This is a genomic window from Methylobacterium sp. P3_A11, from assembly GCF_056403155.1.
The window spans coordinates 26,786-48,570 of the sequence record NZ_JBFUGA010000036.1 but is presented as its reverse complement, the minus strand read 5'-3'; the positions used below and the strand labels follow the sequence as shown (position 1 = coordinate 48,570).

Genomic DNA, 21,785 nt, shown 5'->3' with positions numbered 1-21,785 from the left:
GGCGCGCGAGCAGGAGGCCGAGCGCGCCGAAGACCAGGGATCCGAGCCCCATGCCGGCCACCACGCCGCGGGGGCCGTAGAGCGTCGCCCCCAGCATCGCCGGCGGGATCGTGCCGAGGGTCGCACGCCCCCAGTTCAGCAGCGTCGAGCGCAGGGGAAAGCCGAGGTTGTTGAAGGCGGCGTTGCCGAGGAACAGGAGCCCGTTGAAGAACCAGATCGCGCCGCCCACCAGGCAGAAGAAGCCGAACAGATCGGCCGCGACGCCGTGCAGGCCGAACAGCGCCGCGAGCGCGCCGCGGGCGAGGGCCAGGATGAGCCAGACGACGGCGACGTAGGCCAGCGTCACCCGGACCGCGGCGCGCAGCACGCCCCGCATCCGGTCGAACCGGCCGGCGCCCCAGTTCTGCGCCAGGATCGGCCCGATCGCCCCCGACAGGGCGAACAGGCCGCCGAAGGCCACCGGCGTCAGGCGGTCGATCACCGAAGCCGCGGCGACCGCATCGGCACCATAGCCGGCAAACAGGCGCGCCAGGAACGCACTCGCCACCGAGGGCGCGAGGTTCGTGAGTACGGCGGGTCCCGCGACCCCTGCCAGGGCGGCCGCGTCGGCCGGCAGGTCGGCCAGGCGCGGCCGCCCGAGGAGCCCGTGGCGGGCGACGCCGTGCACGCCCACCGCCACGAAGGTCGCGCGCGCGACGCAGACCGTGATCGCCGCCCCTGGCACGCCGAGGCCGAGCCCGAAGATCAGGAGCGGGTCGAGGATCGCGGTGACCACGGCGCCGGCCAGAGTGACCGACATCGCCTGCCGCGCCTCGCCGACCGCGCGGAGGAGGCCGGTGAACAGCATGCCGGCGGCGAGCAGGAGATTCGAGGGCAGGGTGATGTGCAGGAACAGGACGGCCACGCGCAGCGCCTCGTCGCGGGCGCCGATCAAGGTCAGGAGCGGTTCGGCGAGGAGCGCGATCAGCACCGCGATGACGGCCGCCACGAGGCTGCCGAGGACCAGCGCGGAGGTCGCCAGGCGTCGCGCCGCCGCGAGGTCGCGCGCGCCCACGGCCCGCCCGACCAGGGCTCCCGCGGCGATCATCAGGCCGATGTTCACCGCGGTCGCGAAGAACTGCACGATGCCGGCGAAGCCGACGGCCGCCGTGAGGTGCGGATCGCCGAGGGTCGAGACGTAGAGCAGGGACAGCAGGTCGACGACGAAGATCGCCATCAGCCCCACCGAGCCGGTGGCGGCCATCACCACCACGTGCCGCAGGATCGAGCCGGTGACGAAGCGGCCGGCCTCCGCCCCGGGCGGACCGTCAGACATCCGCGCCGTCACGCATCGCGGGCGCTGCCTTCCGCCTCCAGCTCCGCCTCGGGATCGGCCTCGCCGTCCCCGGCCTCCGTGTCCTGCGGGGCGAGGGCCGGCTTCTCCAGGAGCCTCTCCGCCGCCTCGCGCCGGTCGCTGCCCACGAGGTCGCGGGTCTCGATGCTGAGCGCCCGGGCGGGCCGCACCGGGACGGTGAGCGGCTCGGGCTTCAACCCCGCCGCGGCTCCGCGCATCCAGCTGGAGCCGTCCGGCAGGGCGCCCGCCTGCTGCAGGACGAGGCGGGCGATGTCGCGCTTGCGCACGTCGTCGGCCCGGGCGAGCGCGGCCTCCGGCGACAGACCGAGCCCCTCCAGCGCCGCCCGCCCGAAGGTGAGGGCCGATTCCGCGGTCTCGCGGATCTGGTAGTCCACGTCGCGATTCATCAGCTCCACCGCGTGCAGGCGGTCGTAGGCGCGCACGAAGGTCCGCACGCTGGCGAATTCCTCGTGCACGATGTCGACGATCTTGAGGGCGCCCTCCCGGTCGTCCACGCAGATGCAGACCAGCTCGACGCGGCCGATGCCGGCGGCACGCAGCACGTCGAGGCGGGTGCCGTCGCCGTAATAGATCCGGAAGCCGAAGCGCGAGGCGGCGCGCAGCTGTTCCACGTCCTTGTCGATCACCGTGACGGGGATGCCCTCGGCCATGAGCACCTGCGTCAGCACCTGGCCGAAGCGGCCGAAGCCGATCACCAGGACCCGGGCGTCGCCGCTGTCGGTGAGTTCGCTCGAGGGCTCCTCCAGATCGAGGGTGCTCCGCGCGGCGCGCCGCTCGATCAGCTTGTCGAGACCCTTGGCGGCGATCGGCCCGATCAGCATGGTGAGCGCGGCGAGCGCCACGGCGAAGCGCGTCGCCGTGGCGCCGGTGAGGCCGAGATCCTCCGCCTGCGGCAGCAGCACGAAGGCGAACTCGCCGGCCGGCGCCAGGACGGCGGCGCCCCGCAGCGCCCCGAGCGTATCCGACCCGAACAGCCGGAACAGGCCGGCCACGAGGGCGACCTTGACCAGGATCGCCGCCAGCGTCGCGCCGAAGAGGGCCGGCCAGACCTCCCGCACGAGGGTGCCGTCGATCGACATGCCGACGCTCATGAAGAACAGGCCGAGCAGCATGCCGCGGAACGGCTCGATATCGGCCTCGAGCTGGTGGCGGAAGTTCGACTCGGCCAGCAGGATCCCGGCGAGGAAGGCGCCCATCGCCATCGACAGGCCGACCTGCTCCATGAGCAGCGCCGTGCCGAGCACCACCAGCAGGGCCGCCGCGGTCATCACCTCGCGGGCGCCGCTCGCGGCGAGCAGCCGGAAGAACGGGTTCAGGCCGTAGCGGCCGACCAGCACCACCGCCAGGATCGCCGCCAGCGCCTTGCCGGTGGAGGCCGCCGCCTCCCCGAGCCAGGCGGGATCGGTCGCCCCGCCCGCCGAGGCCAGCAGCGGCATCAGCGCCAGGATGCCCACCACCGAGAGGTCCTGGAACAGCAGCACCGCGAAGGCGCGCCCCCCGTAGGCGCTGCCGAGGTCGCCGCGCTCCTCCAGGAGCTGCAGCGCCACCGCGGTGGCCGAGAGGGCCAGCGCGAGGCCGATCACCGCGGCGGCGCCGAAGCTGAGGCCCGCCACCACGCCGGCGCCGCCGAGCACCAGCGCGCAGACGACGAGCTGGGCGGTGCCGAGGCCGAAGATGTCGCGCCGCATGGAGACGAGCTGCGACAGGTGCAGTTCCAGGCCGACGATGAAGAGCAGCAGCACCACGCCGATCTCGGCGACGCGCGCCGCCGTCTCGGGTTCGGCGATCAGCGACAGGCCCGACGGCCCGATCAGCACGCCGGCCACGAGGTAGCCGAGCACGGCGCTCTGGCCGATCAGCCGGAAGATCGGCACGCCGATCACCGCGGCCGTGAGGAAGGTCAGGACCGGCGGCAAGAAGCTCGCATGTTCGACGGGGCTCGCCATGGTGATCGTCCCGGCGGTGCTGCTGGATCGGCGCAGGTGGAGCACCCGCTTAGCGCGCACGGGGCCGGGATGCGAGCCGTGTGCAGGTGCCGTTCGGCACCGACGGGTCCCGGCGGGTGCTCCCGGCGGGATCAGTCGGGCGGGATTAGCCCAGGAGCCGTGAGCGCGCCCGGTGCGAGCCGTCGATGAATTCGAAGCCGCCGGCCGCGCTCAGCATGTGCAGGCGCGTGCCGGGCCAGGCCGCCCCGGGTCGCAGACGGGTCTCGACCCGCTGCGCGTAGCCGTCCTCGTCGAGGCGCAGGATCCGGGCGAGGCCGAGCGCCGCGCCGTAACCCTGGCGGCAATCCTGGACGGGCCGGATCAGGCCGCCGTCGCGCGCCACGATCGGGCCTGCGGCCCGGGCCGAGCCGACATCGATCAGGACCGGGTTGTGCCGGTGAGGGGTCCAGGGTCCGCGAAAATGCGGCGCGTGCCAGAGATGCAGGGTGTCGGAATAGCTGCCCCCGCCGGCCCGGACCGTGGCGAACATCCACCAGCGGCCGCCGTGATGCAGCAGGGTCGCGTCCCCGGCCACCACGCCGTCGAGGAGCACGGCCTCGTGGACCCAGCCCCGGGGAAAATCGGTCGCCCGGTAGAGGTCGATCGTCCCGGAGGCGTGGGATTCCGGGATCATCCAGACCTGTCCGTCCGCCTCGAACACGAACGGGTAGGAGAGATGGGTCTCGAGTTCGAGCACCGGCTCCGGACGGCCGCGGGGTCCGGTCTCCCCGAATTCCACCGCCGCGATCACGCCCTTCCCCCGGCGATAGTCGAACTCCTCCACGAACAGGGTCACGGCGCCCCCCCGGGCGATCGCGAAGGGGTCGGCGTAGAAGCGCCGTCCGTCGTCGGGCAGGACCTGCCAGCCGCCCTCGGGATGCCGGCGCAGGTCGATCAGGTCGGGGCCGGCGAGCCGCCGCCAGCCCACCCGCCAGTGCGGACCGTGGAAACAAAGTGCGTAGAGCCTCCGGGCGATCTGCCGGGCCAGCCCCCCGGCGGCCCGCCTCCGGGCGCCGAGACCGTTGAGATCGTAGGCGGCTGCGGGCTGCAGGACCCCCCCGGCGCCGTCGGGCAGTTCCGTCGAGGCGGCACCGTCGAGGGCGGCGAGGATCAGCGTGATCGTCCGCGCGAGGTAGCCCTCGAAGGCGGCGAGCATCACGGTGTGCGATTCCGCGCCCAGCCGCCCCACGGCCACCGGCTTGCCGTCCGGACCGCGCAGGGCTGCCACCGGGGTCCCGTGGGCGAACAGCGCGGTGAGGAGGCCTGCCTCGCCCGGCATCCCATCGTAGTCCAGCCGCCAGACCGGCGCCGCTCCCGGATCCGCGGAGCCGCCCGAGAGGTCGAGGACGAGGTCCGCGGCGCCGCTCCCGTCCGGCTCCTCGCCCTCGGGGCTCGCCTCGTAGGGGGCGAGGGCCACCGGCTCCGCCGCGGTGGCCAGGCCCGGCCGGGGCAGGCCGTGGATGGCGGCCTCCAGCCGGAACAGCAGTTCCGCGTTCGGCGGCAGGCCGCCCGAATGCTCGACCCAGACCACGCGGATCCGGTAATCGGGACGCTGCCCGAGCTGGTCGAGAAGACGGATATGCCAGCCGCGCAGCGCCCGGCGGTCGAGGCGCACGGTGACCGTCCGGGTGCGGGCGGCCGTCCCGAGGGCCGACGGCTCCGCCCGGGCCGGAGCCCTGCCGCCCGCGGTCGATGGCCTGTCCATGCCTCCGATCGCCCGCTCCATCAGCGGGTCAGCTCCACGTCACGCCTGTCGGATTGCGTCTCGACGTTCACGGCGGCCAGGACCCGAGATGCGCCCGGCATCGACCACGGATACGGTCGTCGCGGGCTCGAAATCTGTTGCGCCGCGCCACGATCAAGCAAGGCCCGACGGCTGTCTACCATTTGAAGTTTTAGGGAAGCGACGATTTCTATTCGATGAACCGAAAAAAACGAATCTCATGCCTCTTAATAAACGCCTGTTGGCCCGTGGTGGTACAAGGTCGCGAGACGGTGGTGGTTCGCGCGGGGGAACCCCACCTTCGGCTGGACCGTTCGCCTGACAATGACGTGATGCGGAGACAGGACATGACGCGCAAGACCCTGACGATGCCCCTCGCGGCGATGCTCCTGATTGCCAGTCCGGTGGCCGCCTTCGCCTGGGGTGGTGGTGGCGGCGGCGGCGACAGCGGCAGCGGGCTCTCGCCCTACGCGGCGCTCAGCGGCAACGACCGCTCGGCCGGGGTCAACAACGGCAATTACCGGGATCCGGCCCTCGACCCGTATATCCGCACCTACGATCCTGAGTCTGCGGCCCGCTATGCGGCCCCGCCGGCGGCGCAGCCGCGCCTGCGCATGCGGCCCTATTACGGCCACCCCTACTGAGGGCGGCGCCGCGGTTCATACCCCGCACGGTTCCGTGCGGGTGAGACCGGGCGACGCAGGCGTCTTTCAGGAGCGTCCGGTTCCGCTTGCGGTCCGGATGCGCTTGAGCGCCCACGGACCGCCCGAGAGCTTGCAGCCGGTGCCGCGGACGAAGCGGCTGCGGGCCGGCCCGACAACCGATGCGAGGAAGTTGCGGCAGATCTGGTCGTCCGAGACGTAAGGCAGGCCGGTGGGGTTGACCGACCCGTGCAGGCCGGTCTCGGGATTGTCCCACTTGACCGGCCGGCCGTTGCCCTGCGGATCGAGGGCGACGCTCAGCGCGGCGCGCGCCCGGCGCCAATCCTCCTCGCCGAGGTCATCCCCGAAACTTACGGGCCGCTTCTCGATGCTGCCGGTGATGGCCGGCTCCTCGACCACGCGCGCCGCCGCCGGGGGATCACCCCGGAAGACAAGCAGCGGCTGGCTGCAGCCGCAGAGCGCCATCGTCACCGACAGGGCCGACACCGAGGCGCGCATACGCAGCCGCCGGCTTGGCCCTTTACACGCGCATCGCCGCATTACACCTGACTCTCGACGGGCTATTCGCTCGACCGAACATGCCGATGTCGGTGCCCCCTCAGGCCCTGGACGCGGCAGTCAGGAGTCATGCCGTGGATCAGTTAAGGACCTCTGACCCGACGCCGTCGGACTTCACCCTCAACGACGACCCCGTCGCGCTGTTCGCCGCCTGGATGAAGGACGCGGAGGCCGCCGAACCCGAGGATCCGAACGCCATGGCGCTGGCCACCGCCGGGTCGGACGGGCTGCCGGACGTGCGGATGGTGCTGCTCAAGGGCTTCGATGCCCGCGGCTTCGTCTTCTACACCAACACGCAGTCCACCAAGGGTGAGGAGCTGGCGCAGAACCCGCAGGCCGCCCTGGTGCTGCACTGGAAGAGCCTGCGGCGTCAGGTGCGGGCTCGGGGCGCGATCGCGCCGGTGAGCGCCCAGGAGGCGGACGCCTATTTCCAGAGCCGCCGCCGCGAGAGCCGGCTCGGCGCCATCGCCAGCCAGCAATCGCGCCCGCTCGCCGACCGCGCGACCCTGATGGATGCGGTGGCCGAACTGTCCGCGCGCTACGGCGACGGGCCGATCCCCCGGCCGGAGCACTGGACCGGCTTCCGCATCGAACCGGTCACCCTCGAGTTCTGGCAGAACGGCGATTTCCGCTTGCACGACCGGGTCCGCTTCACCCGGACCGGCGACGGCTGGAGCCGCGCGCGCCTCTATCCCTGACGGCACGCCGAAACGAAGAGAGCCCCGGCGCAGGGCCGGGGCTCTCGATCGTGCGGTGCGGTGCGACGAGGCTCAGGCCTCCTCGCCGTCCTTCTTCTCGTCCTCGGCGTCCTCGGCTTCGGCCTTCTCCTCGGCGGCCTCGGCCGACTGCGCCTCGGCGATGGCGGCCTCCTCGGCCTCCACCTCGGCGCCCAGCACGGTCGGCGGCACGATGTTGGCCACCGGGTCGGTCTGCTCGCCGGTGTAGGTGCCGGTCGGGATCTTGATGTCGGAGACGTGGATCACGTCGCCGATCGCGCGGCCGGTCAGGTCGACCTCGATCGCGTCCGGGATCTGGTCGGGGGCGACGTCGAGGCTCAGCGTGTGGGCCACGATGTTGAGGGTGCCGCCGAGCTTCTTGATGCCGGGGGCCGCGTCCTCGTTGACGAAGTGCACCGGCACCTCGACGGTGACGGTCTGGCCCGAGACGACGCGGAGGAAGTCGACGTGCAGCGGCACGCCGGAGACCGGATCGAGCTGGAAGTCGCGCGGGATCGCCCGAACCTTCTTGCCGCCGGCATTGATCTCGAACAGCGTGGTCTTGAAGCCGCCCGCGTAGATCAGCGTGCGGGTGCGGATGAGGTCGATGGCGATGGCTTGCGGCGGCTGGCCGCCCCCATAGACGACCGCGGGAACTTGGCCCTGGCGACGAACGGCCCGGGCGGCCCCCTTGCCGACCCGGTCGCGTGCCACGGCCTCAAGCGTCTTCACTGCGCTCATGGCGTGATCCTTACGATAACTGGAGCCGGAAAACGAAAAGGCCGCCCCTGGCGGACGGCCACATCCTTCCCGGCGCGCCCCTGCCTCCAAGGGTGTCTCGGGGGCGCGCCGTGCGCTTACACGGACGGGGGCGGATTGGCAATGCGGCAGCGCCTCAGGACAGCGCTGATCAAGGGCCCCCGGGGCAACATGCGGTGCCGCTGGATTCTCGATCAGTGTGTATGACATCGTCATACACGACCTGCTTAGACGAGAGGGCTCCATGCGCGCCAGCAAGCCGGTCACCGTCACCCTCGGCGACCTGCAGGACCGCGTCGAGGCGCGGGTGAAATCCGGCAGCTACGCCAGCGTGAGCGACGTCGTCCGAGCCGCTCTGCTCGCGTCGCGCTACGGACGCAACCCCGCCAGCGCCTGCCTTGCCCGGCGCTTCTGCAGCCACAGGGTCAGGCCGAGCGCCGTGCCGATCACCAGGGCCGAGACGGCCGTGGTCACCGTGCCGAGGGCGTAGATCTCCGGGGTCGTCACCGTGGTGGTCAGGCCCTGAAGCTCCAGCGGCAGGGTGTTGCGGCCGCCGATCGCCTGGCTGGTGCGGGCGAGCTCGTCGAACGACAGGGTGAAGCCGAACAGCGCGACGCCGACCAGCGCCGGGGCGAGGATCGGCACCACCACGTGCCTGAGCGTCTGCGGGCCGCTGGCGCCGAGGTCGCGGGCGGCCTCCTCGTAGGCCGGATCGAACCGGTTGAAGACGGCGAATATGATCAGCAGGCCGAAGGGCAGCGTCCAGGTGAGGTGCGCCCCCAGCGCCGAGCTGTAGAGGCCCATCAGCGTGCCGTGATCCTGCAGGAACCCCCCCCAGCCGGTGGCGGCGGCGAGCGCCTTGACGGCGTCGTCGAGGAGCCGGAACTCCAGGCCGATGCCCAGCGAGACCACGATCGAGGGCACGATCAGGCTCGACACCGCCAGCGCGAAGACGAGGCCGGCCCCCCGAAACCCCTTCCGGAAGGCGAGGCCGGCATAGAAGGCGAGCGTGACGGTGAGCGCCATCACCACGAGGCCGAGGGCCAGGGACCGCCGCAGCGCCGCCCAGATGTCGACGACGCCGACGCCCGCCCAGAGCTTGGCGAACCAGTGGGTCGAGACCCCGTTCATCGGGAAGGTCAGTCCGCCCGACGGCCCCTGGAAGCTGAGGGCGAGGATCGTCAGCGTCGGCCCGTAGAGGAACAGGACGTAGAGGGCGAAGATGCCGGCCAGCCCGTAGAAGGCGAAGCCGCGGGGCCGGTCCATCGCTACAGCTCCCGCCGGAGGTCGATCATCCGGGTGAGTCCCAGGATCATCAGCAGCACGGCGGCCAGGAGCACCATCGCGTTGGCGGCGGCCGCCGGGAATTGCAGGTAGGCCATCTGCACCTGGATCACCTTGCCGACGCTGGCGATCTGCTGGCCGCCCATGACGCCGACGGTGACGAAGTCGCCCATCACCAGTGTCGTCACGAAGATCGTGCCGATGGCGATGCCGGGCTTGGCCAGCGGCAGGATCACGGTCCAGAGGATCTGCGCGCCGGACGCGCCGCAATCCCGCGCCGCCTCGATCAGCCGCCGGTCGATGCGCGCGAGGCTGTTGAAGATCGGCACGATCATGAACACCGTGTCGAGGTGCACGAAGGCCAGCACCACCGCGAAGTCGGAGTAGAGCAGACCGTCGATCGGCGCGCGGATCAGCCCGAGGGTGCGGAGCGTGTCGTTGACGAGGCCGTTGCGGCCGAGCAGCGGGATCCACGAGATCATGCGGATCACGTTCGAGGTCCAGAACGGGATCGTGCACAGCAGGAACAGGCCCATCCGCACCGTGCCGGAGCGGATGTGGAAGGCCAGGAAGTAGGCGATCGCGAAGCCGAGCGGCAGGGTGATCGCCAGCGTCAGCACGACGAACTTCACCGTCGACAGGTAGGTGCGCACCGTCGTGCAGAGGTCGGCCGACAGGCAGCCGTCGAACACGTCGGCGTAGTTCTGCAGGGTCAGCGCCGGGATGATCTCGTACTCGTTGTACTCCCAGAGCGACACGATCCCGGTGAGGACCAGCGGAACCACGAGGAAGACCAGGAAGACGAGGGCCAGCGGGGCGGCCTGGAGGTAGGCGAGGACGCGGCGGCGGGGCCGTGGCGACGCGGCCGAGTTCGCGACCGGCGCGGCGGACGTGGCGGCGGGCAGGGCGAGATCGGTCATAGGGCGCGCCCCCGGCGCGGCGACGCATCCTTCATCCGCCGCGGGCTCCGATGGTCACACACCGGCTCCTGCGCGGCGCGACGCACCCCCTCTCCCGTGCGGGAGAGGGTTGGGGTGAGGGGCCTGGGCTGTCCGGAGAGGTCGCATCCCTCACCCTGTCCCTCTCCCGCACGGGAGAGGGAACCCGCGTTCCGTCCGGCGGCCGAGCGCTCGCGCAGGATGGGCGATTCCGGTTGCCCGCAGAGGAGGGCGGGCGGGAAGGCGCCATCCGCCCTCACGCCGCGATGAACTCGTTCCACTTGCGCACCATGTAGGTGTTCTCGTCCATCACGGCGTTCCAGCAGGCGACCGACCCCATCCGCGCGTCGAAGGACCCGCCGTCGCGGGTGGCTCCGGCCTTCTCGATCAGGGTGCCGTCGGGGCCGAGGATGTCCTTCTCGGCGGGCTTCCCCTCCATCCAGAAGGCCCACTCGTAGGGCTGCATGTTCGCCTGGGCGGTCTCCAGCACGGCCGAGTAGTAGCCCTGCCGGTTGAGGTAGGCCCCGGCCCAGCCGGACAGGAACCAGTTGATGAAGTCGTAGGCGGCATCGAGCTTCCTGCCGCTCAGGGTCTTGGGGATGCCGAAGCCCGAGGCCCAGGCCCGGTAGCCCTCCTTGAGCGGCTGGTAGGTGCAGGGCACGCCCTGCGCGCGGACCTTGGTGACGGCGGGCGACCACATCGACTGGATCACCGTCTCGCCGGACGCCATCAGGTTCACGGATTCGTTGAAGTCCTGCCAGAAGGCGCGGAACTGGCCGGCGCGCTTGGCCTCGATCAGCACCTTGATGGTGCGGTCGATCTCGGGCTTCGTCATGTTGCCCTTGTCGCCATAGGTGTAGTCGCCGGTGGCCTCCACCACCATGGCGGCGTCCATGATGCCGATCGACGGGATGTTGAGGATCGAGGCCTTGCCCTTGAAGGCCGGGTTCAGCAGTTCCTTCCAGCTCGTCACCGGGATCTTGATCAGGTCCGGCCGGATGCCGAGCGTGTCGGCGTTGTAGACGGTGGGGATCAGGGAGATCCAGCCGGTCTGTTCGCCGGCAAACTTCTTGGAGTCCGGGCCTTCGAGATAGAAGACCTTCCTGGGCGCCGTGCCCTGGTCGCCGATCTTCCTGCCGGCCACCTCGCCCTTCGTGAACACGGTGGAGATCTTGTCGGCGAGGGTGATCCGCTTGGCGTCCATGCCCTGGAGGTTGCCGGCGGGCAGGATCTTCTTGAGGCTGAAATACTCGGTGTCGACCAGGTCGAACGAATTCGGCTGGGTGACGACGCGCTTGGTCACCTCGTCGGTGACCACGGGGATGTACTCGATGGTGAGCCCCAGATCCTCCTTCACCTTGCGGGCGATGTCGGCGGACTGGTTCACCGCGGTGCCGAGGTAGCGCAGGGTCACCGGCTCGGCGGCGTGCACGGCCGGGAAGCCGGTCACCGGCGTGGTCGCCAGCGCTGCGGCCCCCTTCAGCAGCGTGCGCCGGGTCGGCCTCGGGAACAGGTCCATGGTCGTCTCCGTGGGTTACGCATCGAGGGGGTGGGCGGCGGCCGCGTCCCAACCGACCGGGACCGAGTCGCCCGGCCGGAGCGGGCGGGCGGCGAACGCCGCGTCGCTGAGGATCACGGTCAGCGCGGCCGGGTTCTCCGGCGCCCGCTCCAGCCCGTCGGCATTGAGGCCGACATGGACGCTGGTCCCCTGGTACTCGACGGCGACCACCCGAGCCGACAGCGCGTCGGGACCGGCCTCGGATCCGAGGCGCATCCGGTCGGCGCGCACCGCGATCAGCCCGTCGGGCAGGCGGATGACGTTGTGGCCGCCGATGAACCGCGCCACGAAGGCGGTGGCCGGGCGTTCGAACACGGTGCGCGGGTCGGCGGCCTGCTCGATCCGGCCGGCATTCATCACCACCACGAGGTCGGAGAGCGCCATCGCCTCCTCCTGGCTGTGGGTGACGTGGATGAAGGTGAGGCCCAGCTCAGTCTGGATCCGCTTCAGCTCCACCCGCATCCGCACCCGCAGGAACGGGTCGAGGGCGGAGAGCGGCTCGTCGAGGAGCAGCACCTTCGGGCCGGTGACGAGGGCGCGGGCCAGCGCCACGCGCTGCTGCTGGCCGCCCGAGAGCTGGGCCGGCAGGCGTCCGGCGAGGTGGCCCATCTGCACGAGGTCGAGCATCGCCATCGCCTTGGCCCGGCGCTCCGCCCTGCCGACACCGCGCATCCTCAGGCTGAAGGCGACGTTGTCGCGCGCGTCGAGATGCGGGAACAGCGCGTAGCTCTGGAACATCATCGCGGTGCCGCGCTCGGCCGGGGCCGCGTCGCCCACGGCCTGCGGGCCGATCACCACGTCGCCCGCGCTCGCGCGCTCGTGGCCGCCGATCATCCGGAGCGTCGTGGTCTTGCCGCAACCGGAGGGGCCGAGCAGGCAGCAATAGGCGCCGGACGGCACCTTCAGGTCGATGCCGTCGACCGCAATGGCCGCGCCGTAGCGCTTGGTCAGGCCGATCAGCTCGACATCCATGTGAGGCTCCCCCCGGAGATCACGCAAGCGATGGGCCAGCCCGGCCGTCAGGCCTCCCGCCGCTCGGCCGGATCGACGGCCCGGTCGAGGACCCGCCCGCGGCCCGGCTCGGACAGGACCCGGCCGTCCTCCGCGATGACCTGCCCGCCCGCGATGGTCATGACCGGCCAGCCGGTCACCGCAAAACCTTCCCAGGGCGTGTAGTCGGAGCCGTGGTGCAGGTTCGCCTGGCGGATGGTCTCGCGCTTGTTCGGATCCCACAGCGTGAGGTCGGCGTCGAAGCCCGGGGCGATCGACCCTTTCCGCGGGTAGAGCCCGTACAGCTTGGCGTGGTTCGTGGCGGTCAGCGCGGCGAACTGGTTGAGGCTGATCCGCCCCTTCGAGACCCCCTCCGAGAAGAACACCGGCAGCCGCGTCTCGATGCCGGGGATGCCGTTCGGGATCCAGCGGAAGGAGGTCTTGCCCCGCGGGTTCAGCTTGCCCTGCGGGTCGTCGTAGCGGAACGGGCAATGGTCGGAGGAGACCACGTCGAAGATCCCGCGCCGGATCCCCGACCACACCGCCTCCTGGCTCGCGACGTCTCGCGTCGGCGGCGAGCAGACGTACTTCGCCCCCGCCATGAGGTCCTCCTGGCCGAGGCCCTTCATGTCCTCGGCCGTCAGCGTCAGGTATTGCGGGCAGGTCTCGGCCCGGATCTTCAGGCCCCGTCCTTGAGCCCATGCAATCTGCTCGGTGGCCTCGCGGCCCGAGACGTGGACGATCACGATGGGCAGGTCGATCAGCTCGGCGTGGCTGATCGCCCGGTGGGCCGCCTCCCGCTCGACGATCTCGGGGCGCGACAGGGCGTGGCCGTAGGGTCGGGTCTCGCCCGCCCGCTCCAGTCGCTCGCTGAGGTAGCGGATCGCGTCGTAGCCCTCGGCGTGAACCATGACCCGGGCGCCCTGCCGCCGCGCGACGTGGAACACGTCGAGGAGCTGGCGGTCGTTCAGCACGAGGTCGTCGTAGGTCATGAAGACCTTGAACGAGGTGTAGCCGTCGGCGACCAAAGCCGGCAGCTCCTGGCCGAGCACCGCCTCGCTCGGGTCCGAGATGATCATGTGGATCGCCACGTCGACGTGGCACTGGCCCTCGGCCTTGGCCCGGTAGGCGTCGACGGCGCCGCGCAGGGAGGCGCCCCGGGGCTGGAGCGCGAAGGGCATCACGCAGGTGTTGCCGCCGGCCGCCGCCGCCCGGGTGGCGCTGGCGAAGTCGTCGGCCATGACGATGCCGGGGCCGGATTCCTGGGCGATGTGAACGTGGCTGTCGATGCCGCCGGGCAGGACCAGCAGGCCGGAGGCGTCGATCACCCGGGCGGCATCGGCGATGCCCTCCGCCACCGCCACGATCCGCCCGCTGCGCACGCCGACATCGGCCCGGACCGTGTCGCTCGCCGTGACCACCGTGCCGCCGCGGATCGCGAGGTCGAATTCGGGCATGACGCTTACTCCTCCGCGCGGCCGGGCGCGCCTCGGGCCGGGTGCATGCATCGTCCGCGCCGATTCGCGATACCGGAAGGAGGTCACAGCCGCCGGGCCGAATCTAGCGTGCCTCCGCAGATCGCAGGCCGGACGGCGCGGTCGGGTGGAACTGCCGCCACACCCGCCGCATGTGCCGGGCGGAGCCGAAGCCGGCCCGCTCTGCGACCCGCTCCAGGTCGAGATCGGTCTGGGTGATCAGGTCCCGGGCCAGCGCGATCCGGGCGCGGTTGACGGCGTCCGTGATCGTCATGCCCGCGTGGACCCTGAACAGCCGCGCGAGGTTGCGCGGGCTCGCCCCGGCCATCCGGCCGAGCAGGGCGGGCGACCAAGCGCAGGCGGGATCGGCGGTGATCGCGTCCTGCGCCCGGTGCACCGCCGGGTGGAGGTGGCTGCGCCCCTCGAGCCAGGGTGAGAGCTGGGGATCGGCGGGGCCGCGCCGCATGTACACGACGAGGGTCCGGGCCACCGCGACCGCCGTCGCCGGGCCGGCCCAGTCCGCCACGAGATGCAGCATCAGGTCGATGCCGGCGGTGACACCGGCGCTGCTGAACCGGTCGCGATCCTGCACGAACAGCCGGTTCTCCATCACCGTCGCCCGGGGCGCCGCCGCACGCAGACGGGCACAACTGGCGTGATGGGTGGTGCAGGCGTAGCCGTCGAGCAGCCCGGCGCGCGCCGCCAGCAGAGCGCCTTCGCAGATCGTCACGACGATGTGGCCCGGCCGGATGGCACGGCGCAGCCACGCGACGATCGCGGCCTCCGCGGCGGCGTCGGCCTCGGAATCCGGTTCGATCCCGAGACTGCGCGTCGCAGAGCCCGGCAGGAGCACGACCGTCCCATCGGCGATCGCCTCGGGCAGCGGTCCGGCCCCGCCCAGGTCGAGCCCGATCGAGCTGTGGGTCAGCCGCTGCGGCGCCGCGTAGGTCACCGCGAAGCCGGCCCGGTTCTGTACGGAGTCCGCGATCCGCAGGACCTCCAGCGGTCCAGCGATGTCGAGCAGCAGGGCGCGCGGCGGCAGGACCACGAGGACCGCGATGCGCCGCCCCGCCCCGCTCATGCGGCGACCGGCAGGTCGCGGCCGGCGAGCGCCTGCGCGACCGTGGCGATCCGGGCGAAGCGATCGGCCAGCACAAGCTCGGTGCGCGCCTTGATGTCGTCGGCGCTGAAGCGGCGGCCGTCCGGATGGGTCATCGCGAAGGTCAGGGTGGCGTCCGTCACGTAATCGACCTCCCAGCCGCTGTCGGATGCCTGGCGGGTGGTTGTCTCGCAACACTGCTCGGTCCGGACGCCCGATACGATCAGGCGGCGGATGCCGTGCCGTGTCAGCCAGCCCGCGAGGCCGCTCTCGACCAGGGCGCTGTGGCGACGCTTCTGGAAGACCGCCGTCGGCGCGATGGCGACGCCCTCGAGGGTCCGGACATGGCCCGATTCCGGCGAGAAAGGCCCGGTCTCCGCCACGTGAAACACCTGCAGCACCGGGATCCCGCGTGCCACGGCGCCGTCGATGAGCGCTTGCAGATGCCCGGTGAAGCGCGGGACATCGGTCTCGCACCAGAACGGTCGGTGGCGGAAGGACTCCTGGACATCGATGACCAGCAGCGCAACATCGGACATAAGCGGCCTCCCGAGGCGTGGATGCGAGGGCAGCATCCGCCCTCGTGATCGCGTGCGAAAGCAACCGCGTGGCCAACGACCGGACATATCCGGCCATCCCGCCCGGGCGTTCGGGCGGTTGCCGGGAGGCTACCCGTGACCGGACGTCCCGAAGCCCTCTTCGTCCTGACCGGGGCCGGCGTTTCGGCCGAGAGCGGCCTTGGCACGTTCCGGGACCGCGGCGGCCTCTGGGCGCGGTTCGACCCGATGACGCTCGCCACCCCGGAGGCCTACGCCGCCGATCCCGACACGGTGCTCGACTTCTACGATCATCGCCGCCGCGGCGTGGTCGCGGCCGTGCCCAATGCCGCCCACGACGCCCTGGTCCGGGCCGAGGCGCGGCTCGCCGAACGGGGCGGCCGGCTGTTCCTGTGCACGCAGAACGTCGATGACCTCCACGAGCGCGCGGGCTCGCGGGCGGTGATCCACATGCACGGCGAGTTGCTCAAGGCGCGCTGCTGCGCCTGCGGGGCCGTCACGCCCTGGCGAACGGACCTCACCCGTGCGGAGACCTGCCCCGCCTGCGGCACGCAGGGCCGGATGCGGCCGGACGTGGTCTGGTTCGGCGAGATGCCCCTGCACGGCGACGCCATCGAGGCGGCGCTGGGCGAAGCCGATCTGTTCGTGGCGGTGGGCACGTCGGGGGCGGTCTATCCGGCGGCCGGCTACGTGCGGCAAGCCCGTGCCCTCGGGATCCCCACCTGCGAGATCAACCTGGAGCCATCGGACAACGCCGACGCCTTCGACGACGCTCGCTACGGGCCGGCGAGCGCGGTGCTGCCCCGCTACCTGTCCGAACGCGGGCTGTAGGCGGGTGGAACGACAGGCGGGGCGGGGAGCCCGCGCYGGATCGGCGTCGCGGCGCCGGGCGGCCTGACGCGCCGCCGCCCGGCGCCTGCGGGCACGGGGGCGGCAAGGTATTGCGGAGGCTCGCGTTTTCGATTCGTGTCGCGGCTATTCCGGCGAGGATCAAAATCTTAAATGCCGCGAATCACTTCCCCGCGAGCTGTCAAGAACTGGTCGGGGCGTTGCCCACGGGTTACAACAGCCAAGCTCGGTTTCGGCGTCGCGGCCCACCCGAGCGTTCGTTGAAGCCACAAGGGGAAGCAACTACCCATGCAGCACTTCACCGTAACCGACCGCGAGCGCGACACCGTTCTGGCGGCGCTGCGCTATTACCAGTTCTACCGGATGCAGGGACATCCGTTCGACCCCCGCCAGGACCACCTGATCGACACCATCGCGGGCCGGACCGGCGACGCGCTGGATCTCGCCGAGATCGACGATCTCTGTGCCGGCCTGAACGGCAACCCGCACGCGCTTGGCGCCGCGGCTGCGGCCTGAGCCGTCCTCCGGGCGGCGCTCAGGCCGCCCTCGACGGCCCCGGGATGGGGCGGGGGGAGGGGCCGTCTCCGAGATGAGCGGGCCACCGCCGCCGGAGACGAACTTCCTCACCGGGGCCGGGCTTCGAGCCCGATCGCGACCCGGCCGGCGCGGCGTCGGATCGTCCCGATGGCGCGTCGGCCCGAGCGGCGAGCCCCCCGAAAGGCCGGTTTCGCAACGCCCCGAAACATGCCCTAACGGGCGCACGAGGGCCGCGCGTTCCGGGAGTTCCGATGCCGATGATGCGGACGGAGTCGGGATGGATCCGCCGCGGGCTGCTGCGATCCGCCGGCCTCCTGCTGCTGGGGTTGGCTCCAGCCGCCGCCGCGCCGGACAGCGTCGGCACCGCGCTTCTCGTCTCGGTGGACGTGTCGCAATCCGTCGACGATACCCGCTTCCGGCTCCAGATGGAGGGTATCGCCGAGGCCCTGGAGGATCCCGCCGTCGTCGGTGCCATCACGGGCAATCCCGGCGGCATCCTGTTCGCCATGGTGACCTGGGCCGACAAGGCCGACCTCGCGGTCGGCTGGCGGCGGATCGTCAGCCGGGCCGACGCGACGGCCGTGGCAGCCCTGGTCCGTGCGACGCCCCGGCAGGCGGGCGAGTTCACCTGCCTCGGCCAGATGTTCCGGACGGTGACGGCCGGGGTGCTGCCGGCCCTGCCGCTCCCGGCCGAGCGCGTCGTGGTCGACGTCTCGGGGGACGGCATCGACAATTGCACCGATGCCGACAGCCTCGCGGAGGCGCATGCGGGCCTGCTCGCCACCGGGGCGACGGTCAACGGCCTGCCGATCCTGGTGCCGGGCGAGAACGACGTGGTCGGGGCCGGAGCCTACCGGGCGCCCGGCTACGGATTGCGGGCGACGCCGCTGCCTCAGGAGCGCACGAGCCTGGAGCAATGGTACCGCGCCCATGTCATCGGCGGACCGGGCGCGTTCCTGCTGGCGGCGGCCGGCTACGGCGACTTCTCGCGGGCGCTGCGGCGGAAGTTCGTGATCGAGATCAGCGCGCTGGGGCGATGATCGCGGCGCCCGTGGACGCTCGGTCATGCGGGCTCAGGCCGCCCCCTCGCCCGGTGGGCCAGCGGATCCGCGCATCGGCTTTGACAATGCGGTTTCAGGACCGGGCGCGGGTCCCCTCTCCAGACAAGTCGGGCTTGCCCGACTTGGGCTCCTCAGTGCGGATCTCGGGCAGGCCCGAGATCCGTCGGGAGAGGGACAGGGTGAGGGATGGGCGGCATCCGCAGACAGCGCGACGGGCTCGCCCGTCGACCGCGTGCTCGATTCTGACGCGTCTCGCCCCTCACCCCGACCCTCTCCCGCACGGGAGAGGGGGCGCGTCGCGCTCCGCTGCAAGCGCCCGTTTCCGATCCAGATCTGTGGATGTCGTAGCCCGCGCGCTCCTCAGGTGAGGGTGATTCCGCCCGTCAGGGCGCCTTCTTCAACTGCTGCTCGGCGCGCGACAGGGAGGCTTCGCAGGCCTTCTCGTCGCCCTTCGAATCCGCCGTGCGGGCCTCCTCCAGGGCGACCTTCGCCTGCTGGGCGGCATCCGCCCCCTGGCCGGCCTGGGCCGATTTCTCCGGCGGGGCCTCCGGGGCTTCCTTCGCCCGCTGGCCCTCCGTGCCGGTGACCCCCTCGCCGGCGCGCTTGGCGGCATTGCCCTGGCCGCTGGTCGAGGCCGAGATCGACTGGGTCAGCTCGGCCTGGACCCGCTTGGAGACGCCCTCGATCCGGTCGCCGCAGGGCGAGGCGAGGGCGGGCGCCGCCGTCAGGATCAGGGTCAGGCAGGCCGTCAGGGCGGGACGCATCATCGTGTCGGGTCTCTTTCCAAAAAGAAGGGGCCGCGGGTTCCCCCACGGCCCCAACGCATCGCGACGGATGCCGGTTCAGGCGCTCAGCTGATCGCGGATCGGCAATTGCCGGACCCGCCGGCCGGTGGCGGCGAAGATCGCGTTGGCGATCGCCGGTGCCACCGGCGGCACGCCGGGCTCGCCGACGCCGCCGAGGGGGCCGTCATAGCTGCCGGACGGCACGAGGTGGACGCGAACGGCCTTCGGGGCGGCGTCGATCCGGAGGACCTCGTAGCCGTCGAAGTTGTTCTGCACCGCCCGGCCCTGCTTGAAGGTGATCTCGGAGGTGAGGGCGAGCCCCATCCCCATGACCACCGCGCCCTCCATCTGCGAACGGATGCGCTCCGGGTTCACCTGCGGCCCGCAATCGACCGCGATGTCGACCGCCTTCACCTTCACCTGGCCCTTGTCGTCGACCTCCACCTCGGCCGCCACCGCCGTGTAGGTGACGAAGCTGTAGTGGCCGGCAATGCCGAGGCCGGTGCCCTTGGGCATCTGCCGCCCCCAGCCCGCGCCCTTGGCGGCCGCCTCGATCACGCCGCGCAGGCGGCCGGTCTCGATCGGGTAGCGCTTGGGGTCCTCGCCGTAGTTCCAGACGTCGCCGATCTCGGTCGGGCTGATCGACCGGTCCGGACCGATCAGCTCCAGCAGGTACTCCTTCGGCTCGCGGCCGGCGGCATGCGCCAGCTCCGACACGAAGGACTGGATCGCGAAGGCGTGCGGGATGTTCGACACCGAGCGGAACCAGCCGATCCGCACATGGGCGGCGGCCTCCGGGTTCTCCAGCCGGAGGTTCGGCACGTTGAAGGGCGTGTTGACCAGCCCCATGCCCAGCTCCAGCGGCAGCTCGTGCTTGGGATCCGGCGCGAAGAGCGAGCCGATCGTCGGCGCCACCGAGCGGTGCAGCCACGCCACCGGCATGCCCTTCTCGTCGAGGCCGGCCTCCAGATGCTCCACCGAGATCGTGTGGTAGAAGCCGTGGTGGAGGTCGTCCTCGCGGGTCCAGGCGAGCTTCACCGGCGCACCGCCGACAGCCTGCGAACAGAGCGCCGCCTCGACCACGTAGTCGGGCTTGGACTTGCGCCCGAAGCCGCCGCCGAGCAGCGTGACGTTCACCTTGACCTTGTCGTCCGGCAGCTTGAGCGCCTTCATCAGGCGGTCGTTGGCGGCCTGCGGGCCCTGCACGCAGGCCCAGGCCTCGCAGAATCCGTCCTTCACCCGGGCCACCGCGGCCGGGGGCTCCATGGGGGCCTGGGCGAGGTGGGGCACGAAGTACTCGGCCTCGACCTTGGTCTTGGCCTTGGCCATCGCGCCGTCGACGTCGCCCTGCGTGCGCACGACCTTGCCGGGCTTGCGGGCGGCGGCCTCCAGCTCCTTGCGGAACGCATCCGTGTCGTAGCCGGCGTTCGGGCCGTCGTCCCAGGTGATCTTGAGGGCGTCCCGGGCCTTCAGGGCCGCCCAGGTGTTCTTGGCCACCACGGCGACGCCGCCGAGCGGCATGAACTCGGACGGGATCTCGCCGCCGTCGATCTTGAAGATCTTCACGACGCCCGGGACCTTCTTGGCCTCGCCGTCGTCGAAGGACTTCACTTTACCGCCGTAGACGGCAGGGCGCGCGACGACCGCGTACAGCATCCCGTCGAGCTTGGTGTCGAGGCCGTAGACGGCCTTGCCGGTGGTGATGTCGACATTGTCGATCAGCCCGATCTTGCCGGTGCCGATGTAGCGGAAGTCCTTCGGGTCCTTCAGCGTGACGTCGGTGGGCACCGGCAGCTCGGCGGCGGCCTTGGCCACGGCGCCGTAGCCGAGGGTGCGGCCCGACTTGGCGTGGGTCAGGGTGTGGTTGACGGCGGTCACCTCGGAGGCCGGCACGCTCCACTGCTTGGCCGCAGCCTGGATCAGCATCAGCCGCGCGGCCGCGCCGGCATGGCGGAAGTGCTGGAAGAAGTGGCGGGTCGAGCGCGAGCCGTCGGTGTCCTGGTTGCCGAAGCGGGTCTCGTCGCCCCAGGCCTGGACCACCTTCACCTTCGACCAGTCGGCCTCAAGCTCGTCGGCGACCGTGAGGGCGACCGAGGTCCGGATGCCCTGGCCCATGTCGGAGCGGTGGTTGGTGACCGTGACGGTGCCGTCGGGGGCGATGGCCACGAAGACCTTCGGATCGTCGCGCCAGCCATGCGGCATGCCGTCGGCGCCGAACTTCTGCTCCTCGGCCTTGGCGTCCTCGGCCCGGGCCGGGCCGCGCAGGCTCAGCGCCAGGACGAGGGCGCCGGCGCCGCCGAGGATGCCGCGGCGGCTGACATTGTCGAGTACCGGCGCGAGGGTCGGCGTGGTCGCGGCCCGTTCGGCCATCCGCTGGGCCGAGGCAATGGCTTCTTGAATCACAGGCGCTCTCCCTTGCTGGCGGGTGCCGCCTGGCCGGCAGCCTGATGGATCGCGGCGCGGATGCGCGGATAGGTGCCGCAGCGGCAGATGTTGCCGCTCATCGTGTCGTCGATGTCCTGGTCGGACGGCTTCGGTGTGTCCTTCAGGAGGGCGGCGGCCTGCATGATCTGGCCGCACTGGCAGAAGCCGCACTGGGCGACGTTCTGGTCGCGCCACGCCACCTGCACCGGGTGATTGCCGTCCGGCGACAGGCCCTCGATGGTGACGACCTCCTGGCCCGCGGCCGCCGAGACCGGCGTGATGCAGGCCCGCGTCGCCGCGCCGCCGAGGTGGATCGTGCAGGCCCCGCAGAGCGAGACGCCGCAGCCGAACTTGGTGCCGGTGAGCCCGAGTTCGTCCCGCAGGTACCACAGCAGCGGCATGTCGGGGTCGCCGTCGAAGCTGCGCGCAGCCCCGTTCACGGTGAGTTTGATCATCGATGCGTCCTGTCTG

General features: G+C 71.5%; 20 protein-coding genes. 5 read left to right on the top strand and 15 right to left on the bottom strand.

The features are described 5' to 3' along the window. The 3 genes from AC1DXK_RS13490 to AC1DXK_RS13480 all read right to left on the bottom strand — a co-directional run. On the bottom strand, positions 1-1,315 hold a 1,315-nt coding region (locus AC1DXK_RS13490), incomplete at its 3' end, for an MATE family efflux transporter (protein ID WP_477298015.1). 8 nt (positions 1,316-1,323) lie between these two features. Next, positions 1,324-3,300, bottom strand: a complete 1,977-nt coding sequence (locus AC1DXK_RS13485) for a monovalent cation:proton antiporter-2 (CPA2) family protein (RefSeq protein WP_457107106.1) — start codon at positions 3,298-3,300, stop codon at positions 1,324-1,326. A gap of 145 nt (positions 3,301-3,445) precedes the next feature. Further along, positions 3,446-5,065 carry a glucosamine inositolphosphorylceramide transferase family protein gene (locus AC1DXK_RS13480; protein WP_457107107.1) on the bottom strand — a complete coding sequence of 540 codons (1,620 nt, stop codon included), beginning with the start codon at positions 5,063-5,065 and terminating at the stop codon, positions 3,446-3,448. A 344-nt stretch (positions 5,066-5,409) separates the two neighbouring features. Here AC1DXK_RS13480 and AC1DXK_RS13475 point away from each other — a divergent pair, with 344 nt between their 5' ends. Next, positions 5,410-5,706, top strand: coding sequence for a hypothetical protein (locus AC1DXK_RS13475; protein ID WP_477298013.1), 297 nt, complete (start codon positions 5,410-5,412; stop codon positions 5,704-5,706). A 66-nt stretch (positions 5,707-5,772) separates the two neighbouring features. Here AC1DXK_RS13475 and AC1DXK_RS13470 read toward each other — a convergent pair whose 3' ends face one another. Continuing rightward, positions 5,773-6,222 (bottom strand): RT0821/Lpp0805 family surface protein, encoded by a 450-nt coding sequence (locus tag AC1DXK_RS13470; RefSeq protein ID WP_457107109.1) that lies wholly within the window; start codon positions 6,220-6,222, stop codon positions 5,773-5,775. A gap of 134 nt (positions 6,223-6,356) precedes the next feature. On the opposite strand from AC1DXK_RS13470, the gene pdxH reads away from it, so the two are divergent. Next, positions 6,357-6,980: a pyridoxamine 5'-phosphate oxidase gene (pdxH, locus tag AC1DXK_RS13465; protein ID WP_457107110.1), complete on the top strand. Its 624-nt coding sequence runs from the start codon at positions 6,357-6,359 to the stop codon at positions 6,978-6,980. A 72-nt stretch (positions 6,981-7,052) separates the two neighbouring features. Here pdxH and AC1DXK_RS13460 read toward each other — a convergent pair whose 3' ends face one another. The 8 genes from AC1DXK_RS13460 to AC1DXK_RS13425 all read right to left on the bottom strand — a co-directional run bounded on the left by AC1DXK_RS13460 (position 7,053) and on the right by AC1DXK_RS13425 (position 15,640). Beyond that, positions 7,053-7,739 (bottom strand): 50S ribosomal protein L25/general stress protein Ctc, encoded by a 687-nt coding sequence (locus tag AC1DXK_RS13460; RefSeq protein ID WP_457107111.1) that lies wholly within the window; start codon positions 7,737-7,739, stop codon positions 7,053-7,055. A 387-nt stretch (positions 7,740-8,126) separates the two neighbouring features. Then, positions 8,127-9,023, bottom strand: a complete 897-nt coding sequence (locus AC1DXK_RS13455; protein WP_457107112.1) for an ABC transporter permease — start codon at positions 9,021-9,023, stop codon at positions 8,127-8,129. A gap of 2 nt (positions 9,024-9,025) precedes the next feature. Then, positions 9,026-9,961, bottom strand: coding sequence for an ABC transporter permease (locus AC1DXK_RS13450; protein WP_457107113.1), 936 nt, complete (start codon positions 9,959-9,961; stop codon positions 9,026-9,028). 274 nt (positions 9,962-10,235) lie between these two features. Beyond that, positions 10,236-11,498: an ABC transporter substrate-binding protein gene (locus tag AC1DXK_RS13445; protein WP_457107114.1), complete on the bottom strand. Its 1,263-nt coding sequence runs from the start codon at positions 11,496-11,498 to the stop codon at positions 10,236-10,238. Between the two features lie 15 nt (positions 11,499-11,513). After that, positions 11,514-12,509, bottom strand: a complete 996-nt coding sequence (locus AC1DXK_RS13440) for an ABC transporter ATP-binding protein (RefSeq protein WP_457107115.1) — start codon at positions 12,507-12,509, stop codon at positions 11,514-11,516. 47 nt (positions 12,510-12,556) lie between these two features. Further along, the gene (gene hydA, locus AC1DXK_RS13435) at positions 12,557-13,984 is read right to left on the bottom strand and encodes a dihydropyrimidinase (protein WP_457107116.1); all 1,428 of its coding nucleotides are present in this window, start codon (positions 13,982-13,984) and stop codon (positions 12,557-12,559) included. Between the two features lie 103 nt (positions 13,985-14,087). After that, positions 14,088-15,083: a GlxA family transcriptional regulator gene (locus AC1DXK_RS13430; RefSeq protein WP_457107117.1), complete on the bottom strand. Its 996-nt coding sequence runs from the start codon at positions 15,081-15,083 to the stop codon at positions 14,088-14,090. Next, positions 15,080-15,640, bottom strand: a complete 561-nt coding sequence (locus tag AC1DXK_RS13425; RefSeq protein WP_457107118.1) for an isochorismatase family protein — start codon at positions 15,638-15,640, stop codon at positions 15,080-15,082. The genes AC1DXK_RS13430 and AC1DXK_RS13425 overlap by 4 nt, the downstream gene beginning before the upstream one ends. A gap of 135 nt (positions 15,641-15,775) precedes the next feature. Between AC1DXK_RS13425 and AC1DXK_RS13420 the strand changes: the two genes are divergently transcribed. From AC1DXK_RS13420 to AC1DXK_RS13410, 3 genes are all read left to right on the top strand, one after another. Further along, positions 15,776-16,489 carry an SIR2 family NAD-dependent protein deacylase gene (locus AC1DXK_RS13420; RefSeq protein ID WP_457107119.1) on the top strand — a complete coding sequence of 238 codons (714 nt, stop codon included), beginning with the start codon at positions 15,776-15,778 and terminating at the stop codon, positions 16,487-16,489. Between the two features lie 306 nt (positions 16,490-16,795). Further along, a complete protein-coding gene (locus tag AC1DXK_RS13415) occupies positions 16,796-17,023 on the top strand; it encodes a hypothetical protein (RefSeq protein ID WP_457108134.1) in 228 nt (75 codons plus the stop codon). A gap of 281 nt (positions 17,024-17,304) precedes the next feature. Beyond that, positions 17,305-18,084: a DUF1194 domain-containing protein gene (locus AC1DXK_RS13410; protein ID WP_457108136.1), complete on the top strand. Its 780-nt coding sequence runs from the start codon at positions 17,305-17,307 to the stop codon at positions 18,082-18,084. Positions 18,085-18,488: 404 nt separating this feature from the next. Here AC1DXK_RS13410 and AC1DXK_RS13405 read toward each other — a convergent pair whose 3' ends face one another. The 3 genes from AC1DXK_RS13405 to AC1DXK_RS13395 all read right to left on the bottom strand — a co-directional run bounded on the left by AC1DXK_RS13405 (position 18,489) and on the right by AC1DXK_RS13395 (position 21,769). After that, the gene (locus tag AC1DXK_RS13405; RefSeq protein ID WP_457108133.1) at positions 18,489-18,872 is read right to left on the bottom strand and encodes a hypothetical protein; all 384 of its coding nucleotides are present in this window, start codon (positions 18,870-18,872) and stop codon (positions 18,489-18,491) included. Between the two features lie 75 nt (positions 18,873-18,947). Continuing rightward, on the bottom strand, positions 18,948-21,260 hold the full coding sequence (locus tag AC1DXK_RS13400; RefSeq protein ID WP_457108135.1) for a xanthine dehydrogenase family protein molybdopterin-binding subunit: 2,313 nt from the start codon (positions 21,258-21,260) through the stop codon (positions 18,948-18,950). Between the two features lie 29 nt (positions 21,261-21,289). After that, positions 21,290-21,769, bottom strand: coding sequence for a (2Fe-2S)-binding protein (locus AC1DXK_RS13395; protein ID WP_457108132.1), 480 nt, complete (start codon positions 21,767-21,769; stop codon positions 21,290-21,292). Between the last annotated feature and the right edge of the window lie 16 nt (positions 21,770-21,785).